At 70.0% G+C, this 20,526-nt stretch carries 19 protein-coding genes and 1 tRNA gene; 6 read left to right on the top strand and 14 right to left on the bottom strand.

Annotated elements, in window-relative coordinates; all coding sequences use genetic code 11:
- The first annotated feature begins 188 nt into the window (after positions 1-188).
- Positions 189-1,016, top strand: coding sequence for a tyrosine-type recombinase/integrase (locus QSJ40_RS03675; protein WP_285728846.1), 828 nt, complete (start codon positions 189-191; stop codon positions 1,014-1,016).
- A gap of 81 nt (positions 1,017-1,097) precedes the next feature.
- Positions 1,098-2,000, top strand: coding sequence for a DUF3800 domain-containing protein (locus QSJ40_RS03670; protein WP_285728844.1), 903 nt, complete (start codon positions 1,098-1,100; stop codon positions 1,998-2,000).
- Positions 2,001-2,163: 163 nt separating this feature from the next.
- Here the strand turns inward: QSJ40_RS03670 and QSJ40_RS03665 are convergent.
- The 7 genes from QSJ40_RS03665 to dusB form a co-directional block, all read right to left on the bottom strand.
- A tRNA-Asn gene (locus QSJ40_RS03665) sits at positions 2,164-2,236 on the bottom strand.
- Between the two features lie 77 nt (positions 2,237-2,313).
- Positions 2,314-4,275, bottom strand: a complete 1,962-nt coding sequence (gene dnaG, locus QSJ40_RS03660) for a DNA primase (protein WP_285728842.1) — start codon at positions 4,273-4,275, stop codon at positions 2,314-2,316.
- Positions 4,276-4,309: 34 nt separating this feature from the next.
- Positions 4,310-5,653, bottom strand: a complete 1,344-nt coding sequence (locus QSJ40_RS03655; RefSeq protein WP_285728840.1) for an MFS transporter — start codon at positions 5,651-5,653, stop codon at positions 4,310-4,312.
- 151 nt (positions 5,654-5,804) lie between these two features.
- The gene (locus tag QSJ40_RS03650) at positions 5,805-6,068 is read right to left on the bottom strand and encodes a hypothetical protein (RefSeq protein WP_006214984.1); all 264 of its coding nucleotides are present in this window, start codon (positions 6,066-6,068) and stop codon (positions 5,805-5,807) included.
- A gap of 149 nt (positions 6,069-6,217) precedes the next feature.
- On the bottom strand, positions 6,218-7,561 hold the full coding sequence (locus QSJ40_RS03645) for a NupC/NupG family nucleoside CNT transporter (RefSeq protein WP_285728837.1): 1,344 nt from the start codon (positions 7,559-7,561) through the stop codon (positions 6,218-6,220).
- Between the two features lie 197 nt (positions 7,562-7,758).
- Positions 7,759-9,081, bottom strand: coding sequence for a deoxyguanosinetriphosphate triphosphohydrolase (locus QSJ40_RS03640; RefSeq protein ID WP_285728903.1), 1,323 nt, complete (start codon positions 9,079-9,081; stop codon positions 7,759-7,761).
- An 88-nt stretch (positions 9,082-9,169) separates the two neighbouring features.
- A complete protein-coding gene (gene dusB, locus QSJ40_RS03635; RefSeq protein ID WP_040561109.1) occupies positions 9,170-10,342 on the bottom strand; it encodes a tRNA dihydrouridine synthase DusB in 1,173 nt (390 codons plus the stop codon).
- A gap of 274 nt (positions 10,343-10,616) precedes the next feature.
- Here dusB and QSJ40_RS03630 point away from each other — a divergent pair, with 274 nt between their 5' ends.
- Complete coding sequence (locus QSJ40_RS03630) at positions 10,617-11,159, top strand: TM2 domain-containing protein (protein ID WP_156479177.1); 543 nt, start codon at positions 10,617-10,619, stop codon at positions 11,157-11,159.
- A 7-nt stretch (positions 11,160-11,166) separates the two neighbouring features.
- Complete coding sequence (locus QSJ40_RS03625) at positions 11,167-11,676, top strand: TM2 domain-containing protein (protein ID WP_285728831.1); 510 nt, start codon at positions 11,167-11,169, stop codon at positions 11,674-11,676.
- 115 nt (positions 11,677-11,791) lie between these two features.
- Here the strand turns inward: QSJ40_RS03625 and QSJ40_RS03620 are convergent, their stop codons facing one another.
- The 3 genes from QSJ40_RS03620 to QSJ40_RS03610 all read right to left on the bottom strand — a co-directional run bounded on the left by QSJ40_RS03620 (position 11,792) and on the right by QSJ40_RS03610 (position 14,693).
- Positions 11,792-12,772, bottom strand: coding sequence for an N-acetyltransferase (locus QSJ40_RS03620; RefSeq protein WP_285728829.1), 981 nt, complete (start codon positions 12,770-12,772; stop codon positions 11,792-11,794).
- 12 nt (positions 12,773-12,784) lie between these two features.
- A complete protein-coding gene (locus QSJ40_RS03615) occupies positions 12,785-14,164 on the bottom strand; it encodes a glycine--tRNA ligase (protein ID WP_061711413.1) in 1,380 nt (459 codons plus the stop codon).
- Positions 14,165-14,366: 202 nt separating this feature from the next.
- Positions 14,367-14,693 (bottom strand): hypothetical protein, encoded by a 327-nt coding sequence (locus QSJ40_RS03610; protein ID WP_285728826.1) that lies wholly within the window; start codon positions 14,691-14,693, stop codon positions 14,367-14,369.
- Between the two features lie 92 nt (positions 14,694-14,785).
- On the opposite strand from QSJ40_RS03610, the gene QSJ40_RS03605 reads away from it, so the two are divergent.
- Positions 14,786-15,796, top strand: a complete 1,011-nt coding sequence (locus tag QSJ40_RS03605) for a hypothetical protein (RefSeq protein WP_285728824.1) — start codon at positions 14,786-14,788, stop codon at positions 15,794-15,796.
- 57 nt (positions 15,797-15,853) lie between these two features.
- Here the strand turns inward: QSJ40_RS03605 and QSJ40_RS03600 are convergent, their stop codons facing one another.
- Positions 15,854-16,918, bottom strand: a complete 1,065-nt coding sequence (locus QSJ40_RS03600) for a DMT family transporter (RefSeq protein WP_285728823.1) — start codon at positions 16,916-16,918, stop codon at positions 15,854-15,856.
- A 75-nt stretch (positions 16,919-16,993) separates the two neighbouring features.
- Between QSJ40_RS03600 and QSJ40_RS03595 the strand changes: the two genes are divergently transcribed.
- Positions 16,994-17,230 (top strand): RNA-binding S4 domain-containing protein, encoded by a 237-nt coding sequence (locus tag QSJ40_RS03595; protein ID WP_053447689.1) that lies wholly within the window; start codon positions 16,994-16,996, stop codon positions 17,228-17,230.
- 17 nt (positions 17,231-17,247) lie between these two features.
- Here the strand turns inward: QSJ40_RS03595 and QSJ40_RS03590 are convergent, their stop codons facing one another.
- The 3 genes from QSJ40_RS03590 to metX form a co-directional block, all read right to left on the bottom strand.
- Complete coding sequence (locus QSJ40_RS03590) at positions 17,248-17,883, bottom strand: alpha/beta hydrolase (protein WP_061711423.1); 636 nt, start codon at positions 17,881-17,883, stop codon at positions 17,248-17,250.
- Positions 17,884-18,045: 162 nt separating this feature from the next.
- Complete coding sequence (locus QSJ40_RS03585) at positions 18,046-18,585, bottom strand: DUF559 domain-containing protein (protein WP_285728819.1); 540 nt, start codon at positions 18,583-18,585, stop codon at positions 18,046-18,048.
- 758 nt (positions 18,586-19,343) lie between these two features.
- Entirely contained in the window at positions 19,344-20,525 is a 1,182-nt protein-coding gene (gene metX / locus QSJ40_RS03580; RefSeq protein WP_502875236.1) for a homoserine O-acetyltransferase MetX, read from the bottom strand.
- Position 20,526 lies beyond the last annotated feature (1 nt).

Here is a 20,526-nt window from a genome sequence, read left to right as displayed (position 1 = left end):
TATCACCGCCGCCGTCGACAGGCCCGTCTGGGTCGATTGACCCCCATCGAATACGAGACCATCATGAACCCCGCCGTGAGCCTCGCGGCCTGACACCCCAACTGTCACCTGTTCGTGCGGCAGTCCCCATCGGCGGGCTCACGCTGTGGGAGGCCATCACCGGGCAGCTGGATCGCTTCTTGAAGGGCGTGGCAGTCAAGACCCCCGGGCGGGCCAAGACAGCCAAGACGGTGCTCACGCAGATGTTCGGCCTGGCGGCCCGGCATGATGCTGTGCGGGCGAATCCGGTGCCGGACACACGGTTGCCTGAGCGCCGCCCCAAGGCGGTGCGGGCGCTCAGCGTGGACGAGGTGCGGGCTCTGCGGCGGGGTCTGCACGCCTCCCTCGCGGAGCCGGTCAAAAGCGGGCCGGCGCGGGCGCAGGACCTCGCGGAGGTCGTGGACGTGGCCCTGGGCACCGGGGCGCGTGTGGGTGAGCTTCTAGCCCTGCGGTGGGCTGACGTGGACCTCGGGGCCTCCCCCGTGACCGTGACGATCAGCGGCACCGTGGTCCGCACGGAGGAGGCCGGGCTCGTCCGGCAGGGGCATGTCAAGACCGCTGCCGGGTTCCGCACGGTAAACGTGCCGCGGTTCGCCTCCGATGTGCTGCTGCGCCGATCCGTGGAGGAACTGCCGAACACCCGCGATCTGGTGTTCCCCTCGTCAACGGGGACGCTGCGCGAGGTGAACAACCTTGAGAGGCAATGGCGCGACGCCCGGAAGTCGGAGGATCTCAAGGGATTCGAGTGGGTCACCTGGCACACCTTCCGGAAGACGGTGGCCACGCTGGTGGATCGGTCCTCGGGGACGGAGGACGCGGCGGCGGTGCTGGGCCACGCGGGTACCGCGGTGACCTCGAAGCACTACGTTCAGCGGGCGTCCGTGGCGCCAGACGTGTCAGGGACACTGGAGCAACTTGGTGACCGATGTCCTTGCCACTACGCGCCCCCCGGGCCTACTATGCTGGCAGGTAGCTAGGGATGAAAAAGTTCCCCGAGCGCCGATTCGAGAAACCCACGCTTCGGCGTGGGTTTCTGCGTTCAGGAGAACATCAACCACATGTTGCTCGCATACATCGATGAGATCGGCGAACCGGGAGCGTTCGTCGCGCCTGAACATCCCCGCTTCAACACGAGTCCGGCGTTCGGTTACGGCGGGTTCGTGATCCCTGAGGACTACGCCCGTGAGTTCGGGGCGATCTTCCAGAGAGAGAAAAACGCGCTCTTTGCCGCGGAAGTTCGTGAGGCTGACCACCCTGGGCGATGGGAACGCAAGGGTGCCCAAATCTTCCGGCCAGCTACCCCCACGAAGTACCCCGAGCAGCTGCGCGTCTTCGATCACCTGGTCCGGACGGTACATGAGCACGGCGGCCAGCTGTTCTACTACGCCGACGAAAAGCCCCTTGGCACGGATAGGCAAACGAGTCTTGATCCTGCCAGGCGCGAGGCGGAGGCCATGCAGGAAACGTTGAACCGTCTAGCCCGCCACGCTGACACCCACGGGCAGAACATGATGGTAATCATCGACCAGATCAACGAGAAGACGCGAGCAGAAAGACTGCCGAACATGTATGGCCACATCTTGGGCAGGGCAGCAGGGCACCAGGAGATGCGGCGGATCATCGAGCCTCCAATGCACGTTGACAGCCAACTAAGTGCCAACATCCAGTTCGCGGACTGGGTTGCTGCCTGCGTCGGCCGAGCGTTTGATTACCAGCTCATCTCCTCATCACGCTACGAGTGGGTAACCGATGAATCGGCTCTCCGCCAGGTGCGTGGGTCCTTCACTCACGAGTCCAAGCTGCACCTCTGGCAGCGATCTGTAAGTGACCTTCACCACTCCGAGGTCTTCAACCGCTCACGGCGACTCTTCCCCACCCCCAGGGGACAGGTGCTGGGTTTATCGATCGACCCTGACGCAGGACGGAAGATGAGGGCCATCGCGGAAAAATCCATGCGGTGACCATCCAGCTGGCACCGACGCACGCACCAACCCACTGCCCCCACTACACGCAACGATCTCCCGGAACCAAAACGCGGGGTAGGCGTGGGATCCTGCAAGTTTCTGGTTCGAGATGAGAACGGCCCCACCAGGCATCGTGCCTGGTGGGGCCCTCTCTTCACTGCTCCCCCGACTGGACTCGAACCAGTAACCCTTCGATTAACAGTCGAATGCTCTGCCAATTGAGCTACGGGGGAAGGTGCACGTCGCCGTGCAACAGACAGACACCCTACCCCGTGCGGTGCCCCCGCGCAAAAACCGTCCGGGCCTCGGCTCAGGCCGGGCGCAGCTCGCGGCGGCGGGCCTCCAGGTCCAGCAGCTGGCGGCTGATCTCCCGGAAGCGCTCGGGCTGCTCCACCGACGACGTCCGCTGCAGCTCCGCGCGCAGATCGGCCTGGCGGCGATGGATCTGGCGGTCGAACAGGTGGTTGATCACCCCGGAGGCGTAGCGCTCGAGCTGCTGCGCGGAGGACGCCGGCAGGGCCCGCATGGACAGCCCCGCTAGATAGCCGTGCAGCTCCTGCGGAAGGGCCGCGCGAAGGGCCTCGATCCAGCCTCGCCCCGGGGTGATCTGCTGATCCGCGCCGATACCGGCGAGCACCTGGACCACCCCGCGATGCACCGCGGTGTGCACGGGATGCGCGCACTCGGCCTCGGTGAACTGCTGCCACTCGGCCGGGCCCAGCAGGTGTGGCACCTGCACGACGACCTCCAGCGCCTCCTTCTCCGTGCGCAGCAGCGGGTCGCGAGGATCCGGCCACTCGATGCGCGGAGGATGTGCGGCGCCGTCGTCGGGCGGGCCGTCGGAGTCCTGAGGGCCGCGCGGACGCTGGTCCGAGCCATCGACCGGGCGGTCGAACGTGCGCTGCAGCCCCGCGCCGCGCCCCTGACCGCCGCTCTCACCGCGGGCGTCGGCGCGGGCGGAGGCCTCGACGGCCTGCACGACGTCCGGGACCTCGAGCCCCAGCCACCCGGCCAGCTGGCGGGCGTAGGCCGGGCGCAGCGTGGTGTCGCGGATGCGGGCCACGATGGGGGCGGTCGCGCGCATGGCCTGGACGCGCCCCTCGAGGGATTCGAGGTCGTAGCGCTTCATGGCCGCGCGGATCGCGAACTCGAACAGCGGTCGCTTGGCACTGAGCAGCGAGCGCACAGCGGCGTCCCCGCGGGCCAGACGCAGCTCGCACGGATCCATGCCGTTGGGCTCCACAGCCACGAAGGTCTGGGCCATGAAACGCTGGTCCTCCTGGAAGGCACGCAGGGCCGCCTTCTGCCCGGCCTTGTCGCCGTCGAAGGTGAACACGACCTCGCCGCCGGAGCCGTCGTCCGAGAGGAAGCGGCGCACGACCTTGATGTGCTCGGCGCCGAATGCGGTGCCGCAGGTGGCCACGGCGGTGGGCACCCCGGCCAGGTGCATGGCCATCACGTCCGTGTAGCCCTCGACCACGACCACCTGGCGCTGCTTGGCGATCTGGCGCTTGGCCTTGTCGATGCCGTAGAGCACGGTGGACTTCTTGTAGAGCTGGGTCTCGGGGGTGTTGAGGTACTTGGGGCCCTGGTCGTCGTCGTAGAGCTTGCGGGCGCCGAAGCCGATGATCTCCCCGCCGATCCCCCGGATGGGGAAGATCAGCCGGCCGCGGAAGCGGTCGATCAGCCCGCTGCGCCCGGAGGAGAACATGCCGGTGCCCTCGAGCTCATCGTCCGTGTAGCCGCGCTTGCGCAGGTGATCCAGGAGCCTGCTCCAGCCCTGCGGGGCGTAGCCGACGCCGTAGTCGGCGGCGTCCTGCGGGGAGAAGCCGCGATCGCCCAGGTAGGTGTGCGCGGCGCGGGCCCCGGCGGTGCGCAGCTGGGCCTGGAAGTACTCGGCGGCGACCTTGTGGGCGTCCAGCAGCCGCTGACGGCGGCCCACCATGGCCTTGTCCGGGCCGCTGCCCTGTTCGTAGTGCAGCTCGTAGCCGATCCTGGCGGCCAGCCGCTCGACGGTCTCGGCGAATGTGGTGTGCTCCATGGCCTGGACGAAGGCGATGACATCGCCGGACTCGTCGCAGCCGAAGCAGTGGTACGTGCCGTACTGCGGGCGGACGTGGAACGACGGCGTGCGCTCGTCATGGAAGGGGCACAGCCCCTTGTAGGAGCCGATGCCGGCAGACTTGAGCGTGACGTAGCCCTCGACGATCTCGCGGATGTCCGTCCGCGAGCGCACTTCGTCGATGTCCTCGCGCTTGATCAGTCCTGCCACCGCACCAGTCTACGACCCGCCGCCAAGCCCCCGATCAGTCGATCGGCTGCCTGTGGACGGGGCTGTCCTGGGCCTCGGGGTCCAGGGTCCGGGTGGCCGACAGCGCCCCGCCGCCCAGCAGCGCGGCCAGTGCGAAGGCGAAGAAGCCCCACGGGTAGGCCAGCCCGGCGGAGAGCAGGGTGCCGCCCACCAGCGGTCCGGAGATCGCGCCCAGGCGCCCCGTGCCGGCCGACATGCCCAGCGCGGTGGCCCGGACCTGCGCAGGGTAGTTGGAGGCGGTGAAGGCGTAGACCAGCACCTGCGCGGAGAACACGAAGCAGCCGGTGATGAAGACCATGACGTAGATCCCGCCCAGCGGCAGTCGGATCACCAGCGCTGCGAGCATCACGGCAGCGCCCAGGAACCAGACGATGCCCGCGACCCGCGGGGTGAACCGATCGGCGGCCCGCCCGGCAATGAACAGCCCGACGATCGCGCCCACGTTGAGGATCAGCAGGAAGCCCAGGGCGTTGCCGAGGTCGTAGTCGGCGGCGCGCATGATCTGCGGCAGCCAGGTGTTCAGGCCGTAGACCAGCAGCAGGCCCATGAAGGAGGCGATCCACAGGATCACGGTGTTGCGACGGTACGGACCGGACAGCAGCAGGCCGGCCCCGACCTTCTCCTGCTGGGCATCCGATCCGGCCCGGGTGAGGGCCTCCTGGCGCTCCAGCCGCGCGACGAAGTCGATCCCGTAGTGCTCGGCGACCGCCCGGGCCTCGTCGCGGCGGCCCTGGGAGAGCAGGAACTCCGGGGACTCCGGCAGGTAGCGCAGCATCAGCGGCACCAGGATCACGGCCGGAAGGGCGCCGGCGATGAACATGGCGTGCCAGGACAGCTGCGTCACGATCCAGATCGCCAGGGCGGCGGTGAGCACCGCCCCCACGTGGTAGCCGGTCATGACCGTGGTGGTCGCGTTGCCAGTGCGACGGGCGGAGGAGAACTCGGTGACCATGGAGATCGCGGTGGGTAGGCAGCCGCCCAGGCCCACGCCGGCCAGGAAGCGCAGGATCCCGAACACGGCGATCGAGTCGGTGAAGGCCATGGCCAGGGTCAGCAGGGAGAAGATCGTCACCGCGCCGATCAGCATCCGACGGCGGCCGAAGCGGTCAGTGGCCCACCCCATCCCGAGAGCGCCGACCATCATGCCGAACAGCCCGGCGGTCGCCACGGCGGTGCCGGAGGCGGGCGTGAGGCCGAAGTCCGCGTCCTCGATCATGGACGGCATGACCGCACCCAGCACGACGGCGTCGAACCCGTCGAGCAGCACGGCGATCCAGCACAGCGGCGCCACCCAGGCGCGGCCGCGCAGGACCTGGTTCACGGGGGTCTCAGCGGGCACGGTCGTGTCTCCTTCGCGCAGGGCGATTCGGGGTTCGGACCCACGGGACGCGGGCCGGTTCACTGTAATCCGCGTCACTCGCCGCTCGAAGGCCGGTTCCGTTCAACGGGATGACGGCATGCCGACAGTCGCTGCCGCCGGAGGGCCGTCTTCAGCGCCGGATGATCGACTGCCGACGCAGCTCCTGGACGAAGACCACGGTGCCCACGCCGACGAGGATCAGCCCGACGACCAGCCCGAGCAAGCGCACCCACGCAGCCACCTCGATCAGGTGCGGCACCACGATCGACAGCGCGGCGATCAGCAGGACGATGGCGGAGACGATCATCCCGGGGGCGCGCGATGCCTCCTGGAGCTCTGACGAGTCGATCCCGGCGGGGACGCGGCCGTTCGGGGACTGCTGTGCCGATGCCATGATCTGGCGCTCCTTGGAGGGTGGGTGCGGGCGGGGCCCGGTGCTGGGGGCTGGTCCGGTCTCGGGCCGGCGGCAAACAATGACGCGGCCCCTCGGCGCCCCATCCTACTGAGGTGTCCGACGGGCCGCGTCGCGTGCGCCTGAACCGCTCAGGCGAGCATGATGCCGGCGATGGCAGCGGACATCAGGTTGGCCAGCGTGGCCGCCAGGATGGCGCGGATGCCGAGCTCGGCGATCTCCGGACGGCGCTCCGGGGCCAGCCCGCCCAGGCCGCCGAGCAGGATGCCCAGCGAGCTGAGGTTGGCGAAGCCGGTGAGGGCGAACGTGGTGATGGCCGCCGTCTTGGGGCTGAAGCTCTCGATCTGCGGGCCGAAGTCGGCGAAGGCCACGAACTCGTTGACCACGACCTTCTGCCCCACGAAGCTGCCGGAGGCCACGGCCTCGTTCCACGGCACGCCGATCATGGTCATGATCGGGGCGAAGACCCAGCCCAGGATCTGCTCGAACGTCAGATCGGGAGCGCCGAACCAGCCGCCGATGGTCCCGATGATCAGGTTGACCAGGGCGATCAGCGCGATGAACGCCAGCAGCATGGCGCCCACGGTCAGCGCCAGGCGCAGGCCGTCGCTGGCGCCGGCCGCGGCGGCGTCGATCACGTTGCGGTGCTTGAGGGCGTCTCCCGGATCCTCCACGACGACGGCCTCCTCAGGCCGCTCGCCATCGGCCCAGGGGGCATCGGCTACGGCGTCGTCGGTCGCTGCGACGACGGGGACGTCGCTGTTCTCGGCGGCCAGCTTGGCGGCACCGGCCTTCTCCAGGCGGTCGGCCTCCTCGTCCGAGACGGTCTCCGGCTCGAGGATCTTGGCCATCAGCAGCGCGCCCGGCGCGGCCATGAAGGAGGCGGCGATCAGGTACTCGAGCGGGGCGCCCAGCAGGGAGTAGCCGACCAGCACGGAGCCGGCGACGGTCGTCAGCCCGCCCACCATGACGGCGAACAGACCGGAGCGGGTGAGCCCGGGGATATAGGGGCGGATGACCAGGGGCGCCTCGGTCTGCCCCACGAAGATGTTGGCCGCCGTGTTGACGGACTCGGCGCGGCGGGTGCCCAGCAGCCAGCCGATGCCGCGGCCCAGCCAGTTCACGACGAACTGCAAGATGCCCCAGTGGTAGAGCACCGCGGTCAGCGAGGCGAAGAAGATGATGACCGGCAGGACCTGCAGCGCGAAGACCACGCCGTCCTCCGGCACGAGTCCGCCGAAGACGAAGCTGATGCCGGCGTTGGCCGAGCCGATGACCTCCTGGACGCCGTTCGAGACGACCTCGAGGACCCGCTGACCGAACGGCCAGTAGAGCACGGCGATGCCGAACACGACCTGCAGGCCGAGCGCGGCCACGACGGTGCGGAGCTTGATGGCCCGCCGGTTCGAGGAGAGGAGGAAGGCGATGAGCAGGATCCCTGCCATGCCGCCGATGCCCCAGAGGATTCCGATCACGGTGTGCTGCCTGTTCCCGCGTCCTGCGCGTGTCGTCGGTGCCTGTCGGCGAAACGGTGGTGCGGGAACTCACCTGCAGAGTCCCGCTGTGCCTCCGCCGTCATGCGGACGCGGGGGCAGTCTAAGGGAGCTGAGCGCGGGCTGAGGAGAACCTGGCAGTTCGGCCCGTCGCGCTGGTCCGGACGCCCTCGAAGGAATCACCAGAGAGGGGTATCCCCCAGCCGCCGGTCGGTGCCCAGGATGCGGTGATGCAGCCGCACCGCCGAGGTGTCGGTCAGCGAGGCCACCTGGTCGATCACGATGCGCAGGCGCAGGGCCTCGGCACCGGGGCCTCCGCCGACGTCGTGCCAGTCGCCGCGGAACTCCGGGGCCAGGTAGCGGCCATCCGAGTCCATCATGGCCTCCACCAGCAGACGCAGGGTCTCGCGCTGGCGGTCGTAGACCACCTGCGAGTCGCGCTCGGTCATCACGTAGGTCACGGCGATGCCCTTGAGCACGGCGATCTCCACGTCGGTCTCGTGCGGGACCACCAGGGAGGCGTCGTAGCGGGTCAGCGGATCCGAGCCCGTGACTCGATGCGTGGCGGCCACGGCCGACGTGGCGAAGCGCCCGATCAGCTGGGAGGTCATGTCCTTGAGCCGAGCCAGGTCCTGGCGCGATCCCCGCATCTCGGAGGCCCATTCCGGGGCGTTCTCCAGGCGGGTCAGCGCCTCGTCCATCTCGGCGTCCTCCGCACCCGGGAGGTACCACTCGCGGGTCTTGTCGAACACGCGCTCGCGCTGGGCGGGGTCCTTCAGCCGGGACAGCCGCACGGCTCCTGCGGCGACGGCGTCCTCGACGTCGTGCACCGAGTAGGAGATGTCATCGGCCAGGTCCATGACCTGTGCCTCGAGGCACTTGGTGCGCGCCGGGGCGCCCTCGCGCATCCATTCGAAGACCGGCAGGTCGTCCTCGTAGACGCCGAACTTCCGCGAGCGCGTCCCGTCCGCCTGCTGGGGCGCCTCCGAGGCCCGCCACGGATACTTGCACGTGGCATCCAGTGCGGCGCGGGTGAGGTTCAGCCCGGCGGGGCTGCCGTCCGGGGCGATGACCTTGGGCTCCAGGCGCACGAGCAGCCGCAGGGTCTGCGCGTTGCCCTCGAAGCCGCCGATGTCCCCGGCGAGCGCGTTGAGCTCGGTCTCCCCGTTGTGCCCGAACGGCGGGTGGCCGAGGTCGTGGGACAAACAGGCGGCGTCGACGACGTCCGGGTTGCGGCCCATGAGCCGGCCGATCTCCCGGCCGATCTGGGCGACCTCGAGCGAATGCGTGAGGCGGTTGCGCGCGAAGTCATCGGCGCCCGGGTCGACCACCTGGGTCTTGGCGGCCAGGCGGCGCAGGGCCGAGGAGTGCAGCACGCGGGCGCGATCGCGCTCGAAGTGGGAGCGGTACTTGTTGTGGTGATCCTCGCGCACCCACCGCTCGATGTCGGGGGCGCTGTAGCCCTGCTCGGCCTCGCGGGTGCGGTCGACGGCAGCGAGCATCTCCGCCACGCCCTCGAGGGGAAGCTCCTGCTGGTTCTCGTGGTTCAGCTCATCCGTCACCAGGCCATTGTGCCCGCTCGGGGGCGCCTCAGCCGCCGGAGACGTCGAGCTCTGCGTCGACCAGACCCAGGCGCTGGTCGTCGTGGATCTGCCGGTCCTCGAGCCAGCGGTCCGGCAGAGCGGCCTTCTTGGGGTTGCCGGCGCGACCGCGCGGCCCCTCCACATCAGCACCCGGGTACGGCTGATCCAGGTCCATGGAGGAGAGCAGCTCCTCGAGCTGATCCAGCGTCTCGACCAGGGACAGCTTCGCGCGCAGGTCGCCGCCGACCGGGTAGCCCTTGAAGTACCAGGCCACGTGCTTGCGGATCTCCCGCAGGCCCTGCAGCTCGTCGCCGTCCTGCTCGGCCAGCAGCTGGGCGTGGCGGTAGATGGTGGCGGCCACAGCGCGCAGTCCGGGGCGGGCTCGCTCCCGGCTGCCGTCGAAAGCGGCCTGCAAATCGCCGAACAGCCAGGGCCGGCCCTGGCAGCCGCGGCCGATGACCACGCCGTCCACACCCGTCTCGTTCACCATGCGCACGGCGTCCTCGGCGGACCAGATGTCGCCGTTGCCCAGGATCGGCATGTCCGGGATCGCCTCGCGCAGCCGCGCGATCGACGACCAGTCGGCCTGGCCGGAGTAGTGCTGCTCCAAGGTGCGCCCGTGCAGGGTCATCCCGGCGATGCCGAGGTCGCGGGCCATCCGACCCGCCTCGAGGTAGGTGAGGTGGTCATCGTCGATGCCCTTGCGGGTCTTGATCGTGACGGGCAGCCCCTGGGCCTCGCGGACGGCGGCGGAGAGGATCGCCTCGAAGAGATCCGTCTTCCACGGCAGCGCGGATCCCCCGCCGCGCTTGGTCACCTTGGGCACGGGGCAGCCGAAGTTCAGGTCGATGTGATCGGCGATGTCCTCCTCGACCACCATCCGCACGGCCTTGCCCACGTTGACCGCGTCCACGCCGTAGATCTGCACCGAGCGCGGGGTCTCGTGCGGGTCGTGGTGGACGATCTGCAGGGACTTCTCCCGCCGCTCCACCAGGGCGCGGGCGGTGACCATCTCGGTCACGTACAGCCCGCCGCCGTGGGCGCGGCACAGCGCGCGGAAGGCCTTGTTCGTCACCCCGGCCATGGGCGCGAGCACCACGGGGACGTCGATCGTCAGCCCGCCCAGACGCAGCGGCGGCAGGTCCAGGGTCACGGCCTCGTCGGCAAGCGTGGTCTCGATCGTCCCCGGGCCGAACGGCTGACGGTACGACGACAGCCCCTGCGCTTGCTGCGCGAGGGCGGTCTCCTGGCGGGGCTCGGCGGTGGTGGTCATCCGGGCATCTTCCCACAGGACCGTCGCCCTGTTCGGGCGATCTCCGGCACATTCCACGGTCGCCGGTGCCTCGTCCGGAATCCGGCGATGGAGTTCACATGCGCAAATCAGTCGCCTAGGATGGGAGCAGACCCGGCGGTGCACCTCGATGCCGCTCCTCCCCCACCGACAGGAGATCGCCGTGACGCACAGTCCGACCGGCTCGCAGCCGACCCCCGATGCGGGGCAGGGCCCCTGGGGTCACCAGCCTGCGCCCGGGACGCCCGGACAGGCAGCGGCTCCTCAGCCGGGACCGCATCAGGGCTGGGGCGCCCCCATGGATCCGGCGGCCACGCAGGCCGCCTGGCGCTACTCGGCGCGCTCCAAGAACAACACCGTGGCATGGCTGCTGTGGCTGGGCGGGCCGTTCCTGATCGGCCTGCCCATCCACGACTTCTACTTCGGCGCCGTGGGACGCGGTCTGCTGAAGCTGGGGCTGATCGTCTTCGCGTTCATCGCCCTGTTCGGCGGGATGATCGGCGGGGCCGCCGCTTCCGGCAGCAGCGAGAGCACCGCTGGCGTGCTGATCATTCTCGGGGTCGTGCTGTGCCTCGGCTCGTTCGTCGCCATCCTGATCTGGTGGATCGTGGACGGCGTGACCATGACCTCGCGCCTGGAGCGCACCAACGACCGCATCCGCCGCGAGATCGCCGCCCAGCAGGGCGTCGATCCCTGGTCGTTCTGAGCCGGCCATGACCTACCCGCACCCCGCCGGCCCCTGGCCCTCACGCCCCGGCCCCTGGACCCCTGCGCCCATGGATCCCGCGCACCGCCAGGCCGCGGTGCGCTATGAGGCCCGCGCCAAGAAGCCCATCGCGGCCTGGATCCTGTGGATCCTCGGCCCGTTCATGCTCCACGTCCCCGTGCACGACTTCTACCTCGGCGCCGTCGGCCGCGGGTTGGTCAAGCTGATCCTGGCGGGCATCGCCTGGGCGGGGGCCATCACGGCCTACGCCATGCTCATGGTCACCTATGAAGAGGGCTTCGACACCGGCGAGCCCGGAAGCGTCGGGGACGCGGCCATCACCGGGCCGGGCCCCGTCTTCTGGGCCGCGCTGATCGTCATGGCTCTGACTGGGCTGGTGACCGTCATCTGGTGGGTCGTCGACAGCGTGGGCATGAGCCGACGGGTCGAGTGCCTCGACGGGCAGCTGCGCCAGGAGCTCTCCCGCGGCCACGGGGTGGATCCCTGGTCCTTCTGAGCGGCGCGGCCGTCGCGCGCTTCCCATGCCACGACAGCGGCCGGTGCCTCCCCAGTGAAGGGGAGGCACCGGCCGCTGTCGTCAGCCCAGAAGGTGCGGGCTCAGACGGTGAGGCTCACTCGGCCGGATCGGCATAGGTCACGGACTCGTCCACGACCTTGGCCACCCCGTCCGCGACGAGCTGGGCGCACACGATCGCCAGCGGGCGCATGGCGTCGGTGACCTCCACGCGCACCGGGTAGCGGGCCACGAGCAGGCCGAGCAGCTTGGCGACCGCGATCGCGGCCTCCTCGTCCGGCAGCTGCGGGTCCCAGCCGACCAGGACGTCGGTGGGCAGGTCGTCGAGCTCCTCGAGCCGCTCGGCGTCGGCCTGCGAGCGCTCCTGATCCAGCTCGAGCGAGCGGTAGCTGATCGCGAAGGCGCCGATGCTCCCGCTGCGCCCCGCCCCGCGGTCGATCCCGCGGCGCAGCACGATCGCCCCGTAGGCCTGGGAGGTCTCGGAGAGGAACTGCTGGTTCACCTTCCCCAACGACAGCTCGGCCGGGGCGTCCCAGGCGTTGACGGCGCGGTAGAACTCCCCCACCGCCTTGGTGAGCTCGACGGAGCCGGTGGCCAGGTCCTCGATCGCCTCGGTGGCCGAATCGCCCTCGCCGATCGGCTGCGGCGGCAGGGCGCCGGGCGCGATGACGACATGGCGGTGCGTCATGACCGGCACCATGCCGGAGTGCTCGGCGAAGCCCGCCCCCGAGGTCTCGGGTGCGGCCTTGGTGCGCAGCGGCCTGTCCGGGAAGGCCTCGGCTGCGATCTGCCGCAGGCGGTCCGCGATCAGCCGGCCCGTGCCCTCGCCGCGGTTGGCCGTGGCGACCTCCGCGAAGGCCCACACCCGCTCCGGGTGCAGCGGGTGCAGCTGCACGGCTCCGCCGCCGATCACCACGTCGTCGTCGACGGCCACGACCGTGCGCGACCACGCGGGCTCGTCGGTGTCCGGACCCATCAGTGCCCGCAGGGCGACGACGGGGTCGGCCTCGGGCGCAGGCAGGACCTCGAGCAGGGCGAGGTCATCGCCCTGCTCCCAGGAGCGAAGTTCCACACTCATGCGATCCCCCGCTCAGCAGCCCAGCTTGTCGGCCAGGTACGAGCTGACCTTGTCCAGGGAGACGCGCTCCTGGGTCATCTCGTCGCGCTCGCGGATGGTCACGGCCTGGTCCTCGAGGGTGTCGAAGTCCACCGTCACGCAGTACGGCGTGCCGATCTCGTCCTGGCGGCGGTAGCGGCGGCCGATGGCCCCGGCGTCGTCGTAGTCGATGTTCCAGCGGCGCCGCAGCTCGGCGGCCAGGTCCCCGGCCACGCCCTTGAGGTCGTCCTTCTTGGACAGCGGCAGGACCGCGGCCTTGACCGGGGCCAGGCGCGGATCCAGTCCGAGCACGGTGCGCACGTCGGTGCCGCCCTTGGTGTTGGGGGCCTCCTCCTCGCGGTAGGAGTCCACCAGGAACGCCATCATGGAGCGCGTGAGGCCGAAGGACGGCTCGATCACGTACGGCGTGTAGCGCTCGCCGGAGGCCTGGTCGAAGTACTGCATCTTGGTGCCCGAGGCCTCGGTGTGGTTGCTCAGGTCGAAGTCCGTGCGGTTGGCCACGCCCATCAGCTCGCCCCACTCGGAGCCCTGGAAGCCGAAGCGGTACTCCAGGTCGATCGTGGCGTCCGAGTAGTGGGCGCGCTCGCCGTCCGGGACGTCGAAGCGGCGCAGGTTCTCGGGGTTCACGCCCAGATCGGTGAACCAGCGCTCGCAGTCATCGACCCAGGTGTCGAACGAGGGCTTGGCCTCGTCCGGGTGCACGAAGTACTCGATCTCCATCTGCTCGAACTCGCGGGTGCGGAAGATGAAGTTGCCCGGGGTGATCTCATTGCGGAAGGCCTTGCCGATCTGGCCGATGCCGAACGGCGGACGCTGACGGGCAGCCGTCACCACGTTGAGGAAGTTCACGAAGATGCCCTGGGCGGTCTCCGGGCGCAGGTAGTGCTTGCCCTTCTCGTCGTCGACGGGGCCCAGGTAGGTCTTCATCAGGCCCGAGAACTGCTGCGGGTCCGTCCACTCGCCCTTGGCGCCGCAGTTGGGGCAGTTGATCTCGGCCATGGACTCGGGCGCGCGACCCTTCTTGTCCTCGAAGGCCTCCTCCAGGTGGTCCTGGCGGTGGCGCGTGTGGCACGAGGTGCACTCGACCAGCGGGTCCGTGAACGTGGCGACGTGCCCGGAGGCCTCCCACACGGCCGAGGGCAGGATGATCGAGGAGTCAAGGCCCACCATGTCCTGGCGTCCGCGCACGAAGGTCTGCCACCACTCGCGCTTGATGTTCTCCTTGAGCTCCGCGCCCAGGGGGCCGTAGTCCCAGGCCGAGCGCGAGCCGCCGTAGATCTCACCCGCCTGGAACACGAAGCCGCGTCGCTTGCACAGCGAGATGACGTTGTCCAGCGTGGACTTGGGGGCCATGAGATGCACACTCCGGTATCTGCCGCGACCGCTGGCTGCGGCCTGGCGTGGGGTTTCCGTACGGGGTCCTCGGGTGCACGAAGGCACCGACCGCCAGGGTAGTCAACGACGACGACGGCCCGCGACTCCCGGTGCGCTCAGCGGTGCTCAGCTCTCCAGACGGCGAATGCGGTCATGTCTGCTCCCTCTACGGCGACCCTGATCAGCCGCTCCGACCGAGCAGCTCGACCAGCTGCGCCTCGCTCAGCGGCGGATGCTCGGAGGTCGCCTCGGGAAGGGAGATCGCATCCAGCAGCAGATCCGCGTAGCGGTGCACGAGCTTCGGATCCACAGACCCGGCGCGCTCCTGCACCGCCCCGAGCATCGTGAAGAACATCGGCAGGTCGGCAGAGCTGAAGTCGGCGCGGATCTGGCCGTCGCTCTGAGCGCGCGCGATCAGCTGCTCGATCAGCGGGATGAACTGCGCGCGGACCCTGAGCAGACGCGCCTGGTGCTCCGAGCGCCCGTCGAGCAGCTGCCCGATGGCCACGGAGTCGCTGATCCAGCCCCAGTGTCGAAGTCCACGGCCAGCTCAGCGCCAAGCCGGTCACGCCGTGGCCCAAGGTCCTCATTACGGCGCTGATGTCCGCCGTGGTCATCTCGATCATCGTCCTGGCCTTCTCCTGGCCCACGGTGACCTCCGAGCCCAAGTCGATCCCGCTGATGATCGCGGGCCCCGAGCAGCAGGTCGAGATGGTCCAGGACCAGCTCGAGGACGCCCAGCCGGACCTGTTCGACATCACGACGGGCGATGACCGCGACGCCGCCGTCGAGGCCATCGAGCACCGCGACGTCTACGGCGCCATCGTGATCGGCCAGCCCGTGGAGGTCCTCTCCGCCTCGGCGAACAACGCCGCGACCGGCCAGATCCTGCACCGCGTGGGAGAGCAGCTCGGCCAGAAGACAGGCATGCCCGTGACCCAGACGGACCTGATCCCGTTCAGCGAGAACGACCCCAATGGCGCCGGGCTCGGCGTGCTGTCCTTCCCGATGGTCATGGGCGGGCTCGCCGGAGGCATCGTGATCGGACTGCAGGTGATCGGCGGCGGCCGCAAGATCGTGGCAGTGCTGGTCTACGGCGTGCTCGCGGGCTTCGCCGTGACCGCTCTGGGCGGGCCGCTGCTCGACGTGTTCCAGCGCGAGTTCGAGCTGACCTGGCTGGCCGTCGGACTGGCCTTCGCCGCGATGTCCGCGACCGTCGCCGGTCTGGTGACTCTGCTGCGCACCCCCGGCATCCCGGTGGCCGCGCTGCTGTTCATGTTCTTCGCCAACCCGATCTCCGGCACCAACTCCCCCAAGGAGTTCCTGCCCGGCCCGTGGGGCGAGATCGGCCAGTTCTTGCCGCCCGGGGCGATCTCCACGCTGATCCGCGACATCTCTTACTTCCCGGAAGCCGACACCACCATGCAGTGGCTCGTGCTCTCGGGGTGGCTGGTCCTCGGCATCGTGCTGATCGGCATCGGGCTGGCCTCCGAGCGACGGGCGGTGCGCCGCTCGGGCGGCTCCAAGGCGGCCGTCCAGGACACGTCGATCGACTACTCGTCGAGCTCTGCACCGGCCGCCGCTCAGAGCGGACGGCACGCAGCCCGCTGACCCGACCGCTCACGACGGCCGCCGCGCTCCCTGACGAGCGCGGCGGCCGTCGTCGTCTCAGGCGCTGCTCGCCTGCCGCTTCCAGGGCAGGGACACGACGACGAGGCCCACGAAGGTCAGCGCCGTCCCCAGCACCGTCAGCGGGGCGACCACCGCGCCGCTGGTCGGCACGAGAAGATCCAGCAGCAGCGCGCCGGTGAGCATCCCGGCGGTCAGGGACAGGCTCGTGCGCAGGATCCCGATGATCCGCGAGAGCACCGCTCCTGCCGCCACGAACAGCACGCCGCACACGCCGCCCAGGTAGAGCCACCATTCGGAGGGGAAGTGCCACGGCGGCAGGTCAGCGGTGAGCCGGTGGATCACCGTGGCGACGATCAGCGCCAGCACGCCCTCGGCGAAGTTCAGCACGGTCGGGGTGATCGGCGTCCCGGCCTCCGCCCCGATCCGCCCGTTGAAGGCCGTCTGCAGGGCGGAGCCGAGCCCGGCCAGCACCGGCAGGAGCAGCAGCGCCAGGACCACCGCCATGCTGCGCTGAGGAGCTCCCTCCTCGCCGCCCAGGTGGGGCAGCTGCGCGATCAGCACCGCGACCACGATGATCGCCGTGCCCAGCAGGCGCCAGCCGGTCAGCGGCTTCATGCCTCCGGGGCCGATGCCCGCACGATCCACCCCGAGCCCGCCGACGGACTGGCCCACGACCATGCCCAGGATGAACACCGAGACGCCCACCATCGGCGTGGTCACGGTCTGCACCACCACCAGGAACGCGCCGAAGACGCCGGAGAGCAGGAAGATCGCGGGCAGGCGTCGGGCCCGGAAGGCGCCCAGCGCCGTGATGAGGCCGCGCCGCCCGGCGGGGATCAGCGCGGTGCCCAGCAGCACGATCGCGAAGCCCACGGAGAAGCCGGTGAGGCCTGCGGCCACGGAGTCCCCGGTGCGCGCGCCCAGCTCGCCGTTGACGCGCGACTGGACGGCCATGGCGCCGCCTGCGAGCACGGCTGCGATCTGGGCGATCAGCACCGTGACGGGACTGTGGGTCTGCGCCGGGGCCATCACGACATCCTGGGGCGGCTGCGGGTCCTCGGGCTGGTCGGCATTCTCGGGGAGGGGTTCAGAGGTGGGCACCGGATCAGGCTACTCCCGGGCCCTTCCGGTCCTCCCCGAGCTGGGCTCATGGCCTCGGTGGGCCACAATGGAGCCATGACCACCACCGGAAGCACCCCCGAAGAGCTGCCCATCCGCGACGAGATGATCCGACTGGGCCAGGCCCTCAAGCTCGGCAGCCTGGTCGAGGACGGCGCCATGGCGCGCACCGCCGTCGAGGAGGGCATGGTCCAGGTCAACCACGACATCGAGACCCGCCGCGGCCGACAGCTGCACGACGGCGACGTCATCACTTACAACGGGACCTCGCTGGTCATCCGCGCCGAGGGCTGAACGGGCCCCGGCCTGGCTCAGCGTCCCAGGACCATGCGGGTCAGGTACTCATTGACGTGCCCGATCTCCTGCGGCGAGACGCTGTGGCCGATGCCCTGGTAGTGGACCTTCATGGTGTCCGCATGCTCCACGAGCCACTCGGCGGTCATGTCCACCAGCTGGTCGTTGACGATGGGGTCCTGCGGGTCGCGGCCCCAGAAGAGCTTGAAGGGCTTCTCCTTCAGCTCGTCGTCGCGGAAGATCTCCAGCGGCTCCGGCACCACGAAGCCCGACAGCCCGATGACCGCAGTGATCTCGCTCGGCATGGCCCGCACCAGCGACGTGGCGATCGACATGCCCTGGGAGAACCCCAGCAGCGTGGTCGACGGACGCCCCTCGGCCTGCTCCCGCAGCCACCCCACGAGCGGCTCGACCGCGGCGCGGATGGCCTCGGGTCCGAAGGCCTCCTCGTCGTAGAGCGGGAACCAGCTGTAGCCGGGAGGCTGGGCCAGCGGGGCGCGCACCGAGGCCACTACGAAATCCTGCGGCAGCTGCGGCACCAGGCCCATGAGGTCCTGCTCGTTCGAGCCGAAGCCGTGGAAGAGCACCAGCAGGGGCGCCTCCGGGGACTCGGCGGGGTCACGGTTCCACATCACGACGGGGTTCTCGCTCATGCCGACCATCATGGCATCCGCGCGCAGCACGCCCCGCTTCCGTCGCTCCTCTCGCTCCCGCGCGGAGGAACTGCCGCTGAGGGGACGCAACGAACGTCTTCCCGCGCCTGAATCGTGTCGCACGCGTCCCTTCACGAGATCTCGCACTCGGGCGGCGGCTCGTCAGGGCCCTGCGAGCTCCCGCGCCCGGACCGCTTGCCGATGTGCCCGCACCAGGGTGACGATCCTCGGCTCGCATCCAGGATCCGTCGGATCCACGACGTCGAGATCCGTGTGCACCACACGCAGCTCCGTCCACCCGGCCGCTTCCGTAGCCCGCTGCCGCTCCACATCCCGAAGTCGCTGCCGGGGGTCCTCGTGGACCGCACCGTCGACCTGCACGGCCAGCCGGTGCCTGCGATCCGCGAGGTCAGGGTGGACCCGACGGCCACCCGGGGATCGGATCTCGAGATCAGCCTCCCACCCGGTGAAGCGATGGTCCTCCAGCACGAGCCGCGTATAGGTCTCCAGCGGCGAGTCCACTCCGACGACCGCGCGCAGCAGGGCCTGGCGCACCCTGCGGACGCCGCGATGGCTCTCGAACCGCTCGAGATCGGTGCTGAGGTCTCTCTGGCTGCGAAGCGCCGGCACGCCCCGGCTGATGCCCGTGCGGTGCTCGCAGATCACACCGTCGATGACGGCCACGAGCTGCTGGTGAGTCATGACGTGCCGACCGCGAGCGTCTGTCGATGCGGCCAGGTCCAGCAGTGTTCGGGCCGGGGACGTGAGGCGGACCGATCCGTCGGTCCAGAGATCCTCGGCATGGAACTGACTCCGGTGCCCGACAACGCCGCGTCCTCGAGGCCTTGATCCTGTCGAGGAGCACAGATGGATGCCGCCGACATGCCCGAGCCTGCCGGGGAGCCGGAAGTCGTGGAGGATGGCGGCCGTCGTGTGGCTGGCTGCCCAGCCTTCCTGCTGCAGAGCCGGGAGGATCCTCAGCAGACCGGATCTGGTGCGGGGGTCAGGGCGCGAATCGGCGCAGGACCACAGGCCCTTGCCCCAGGAGCAGTACTGCCTCCCCGACAGATGACGCTTCGCGACGCCTGCCGCTTCAGCCTCGGCGGTCGTGAAGACGCGGCCCTGCAGGCAGGCAGGTGGACTGTGACGTGGTCTCGGCATGGCAGACAGTGCAGCGGATCACGGCGCCGACCGATGCGAACGGATCCACTCCCCTCCGTCGTCGCCCCGGTCCAGTGCCCGAAAGGGCGTCTGTGGAGGCATGAACTCCGTACTTCGGATCTGCGTTGCCCGGGATTCCGTGTGGACCGGGGATCTCGTGCGCCCAGTACGCCGAGGGGACGCACAGGGCGCACGGGATCGCCGACGGGACGCATCGGACGTCTAATCAGGCGTGAATCGTGACGAATGGGTCCCCTCGGCGGCGAGGAGGGTCGATGCGTCGCTTCGGTAGGGCCCCCTCAGGAGAGGAAGGCGGCTCGGACCAGCTCGCCGATCTGCTCGTGCTCGATCAGGAAGCCGTCGTGCCCGGCGCCGGAGCGGATGGTGCGGTGGGGGACGTCGCCGGGCAGAAGCCGGGCGAGGTCCTCGGACTCCGAGGGCAGGTAGAGCCGATCCGAGTCGACCGAGGCCACGAGCCAGTCGCAGGTGGTGGCCGCGAGCGCCTGCCTGACGCCGCCGCGGCCGCGGCCGACGTCGTGGCCCATGAGGGCGTCGTTGAGCACCAGGTAGGAGTTGGCGTCGAAGCGGCCCACGAGCTTGGCGGCCTGATGATCCAGGTAGCTCTCGATCGCATACCGGCCCCGACGGCGCCCCGGCAGCGGCGCCCCCGGATCCTCGCCGGCCTGCGCCGCATTGCCGAAGCGCGCGTTGAGGTCCGGTGCCGCGCGGTAGGTGGTGTGCGCGATCCGCCGTGCGATTCCGAGGCCCACGGAGGGGATGACGCCGTCGTAGTAGTCGCCGCCGCGGAAGTCGGGGTCGTTGCGGATCGCCAGGCGCTGCGCCTGGCCCCATGCGATCTGCTCGGCGCTCGAGGCGGCGGTCGAGGCGATCACCGCACAGGCGCGCACCTGCTCGGGGAACGTGGCGGCCCACTCGAGGGCCCGCGCACCGCCCATGGAACCGCCGACGACCAGCCGCCAGGACGCGATGCCCAGCTGCTCGGCCAGGCGCTGCTCGGCGCGCACCGAGTCGCGGATCGTCACCGCGGGGAAGTCCGATCCCCACGGAAGACCGGCCCGCGGGCTGCCCTCCGGGATCAGGGTCGACGGACCCGTGGAGCCGTAGCAGCCCCCGAGCATGTTGATGGCGACCACGAAGAAGCGGTCGGTGTCGATCGCCCGCCCGGGCCCGACCAGTCCGTCCCACCAGCCCGGTGCCTCGGCGGAGACACGGTCGAAGGAGGTGGCGTCCTCGGCGACCCGTCCGCGCGTGACATGGGTGTCTCCGGTCAGCGCATGCGGGACGAGCACCGCGTTGGAGGCGCGGTCGTCGAGCTCGCCCCAGGTCTCGTAGGCCAGCTCGACATCGGGTAGCACGGCCCCGGATTCCAGCCCGAGGTCGCCGATGCGGGCGCGGCGCAGCAGCCCCTCGGTGCGGAAGGGCTGCTGCGAGCGCGCGGTCGTGCCCTGGATGGCGGTCACC

Origin of the sequence: Kocuria sp. NBRC 114282, from assembly GCF_030268385.1 — a bacterium.
Classification (GTDB): Bacteria; Actinomycetota; Actinomycetes; order Actinomycetales; family Micrococcaceae; genus Kocuria; species Kocuria palustris.
Note: the sequence above shows the minus strand (reverse complement) of the source record. Positions and strands in the feature narration are given on the sequence as shown.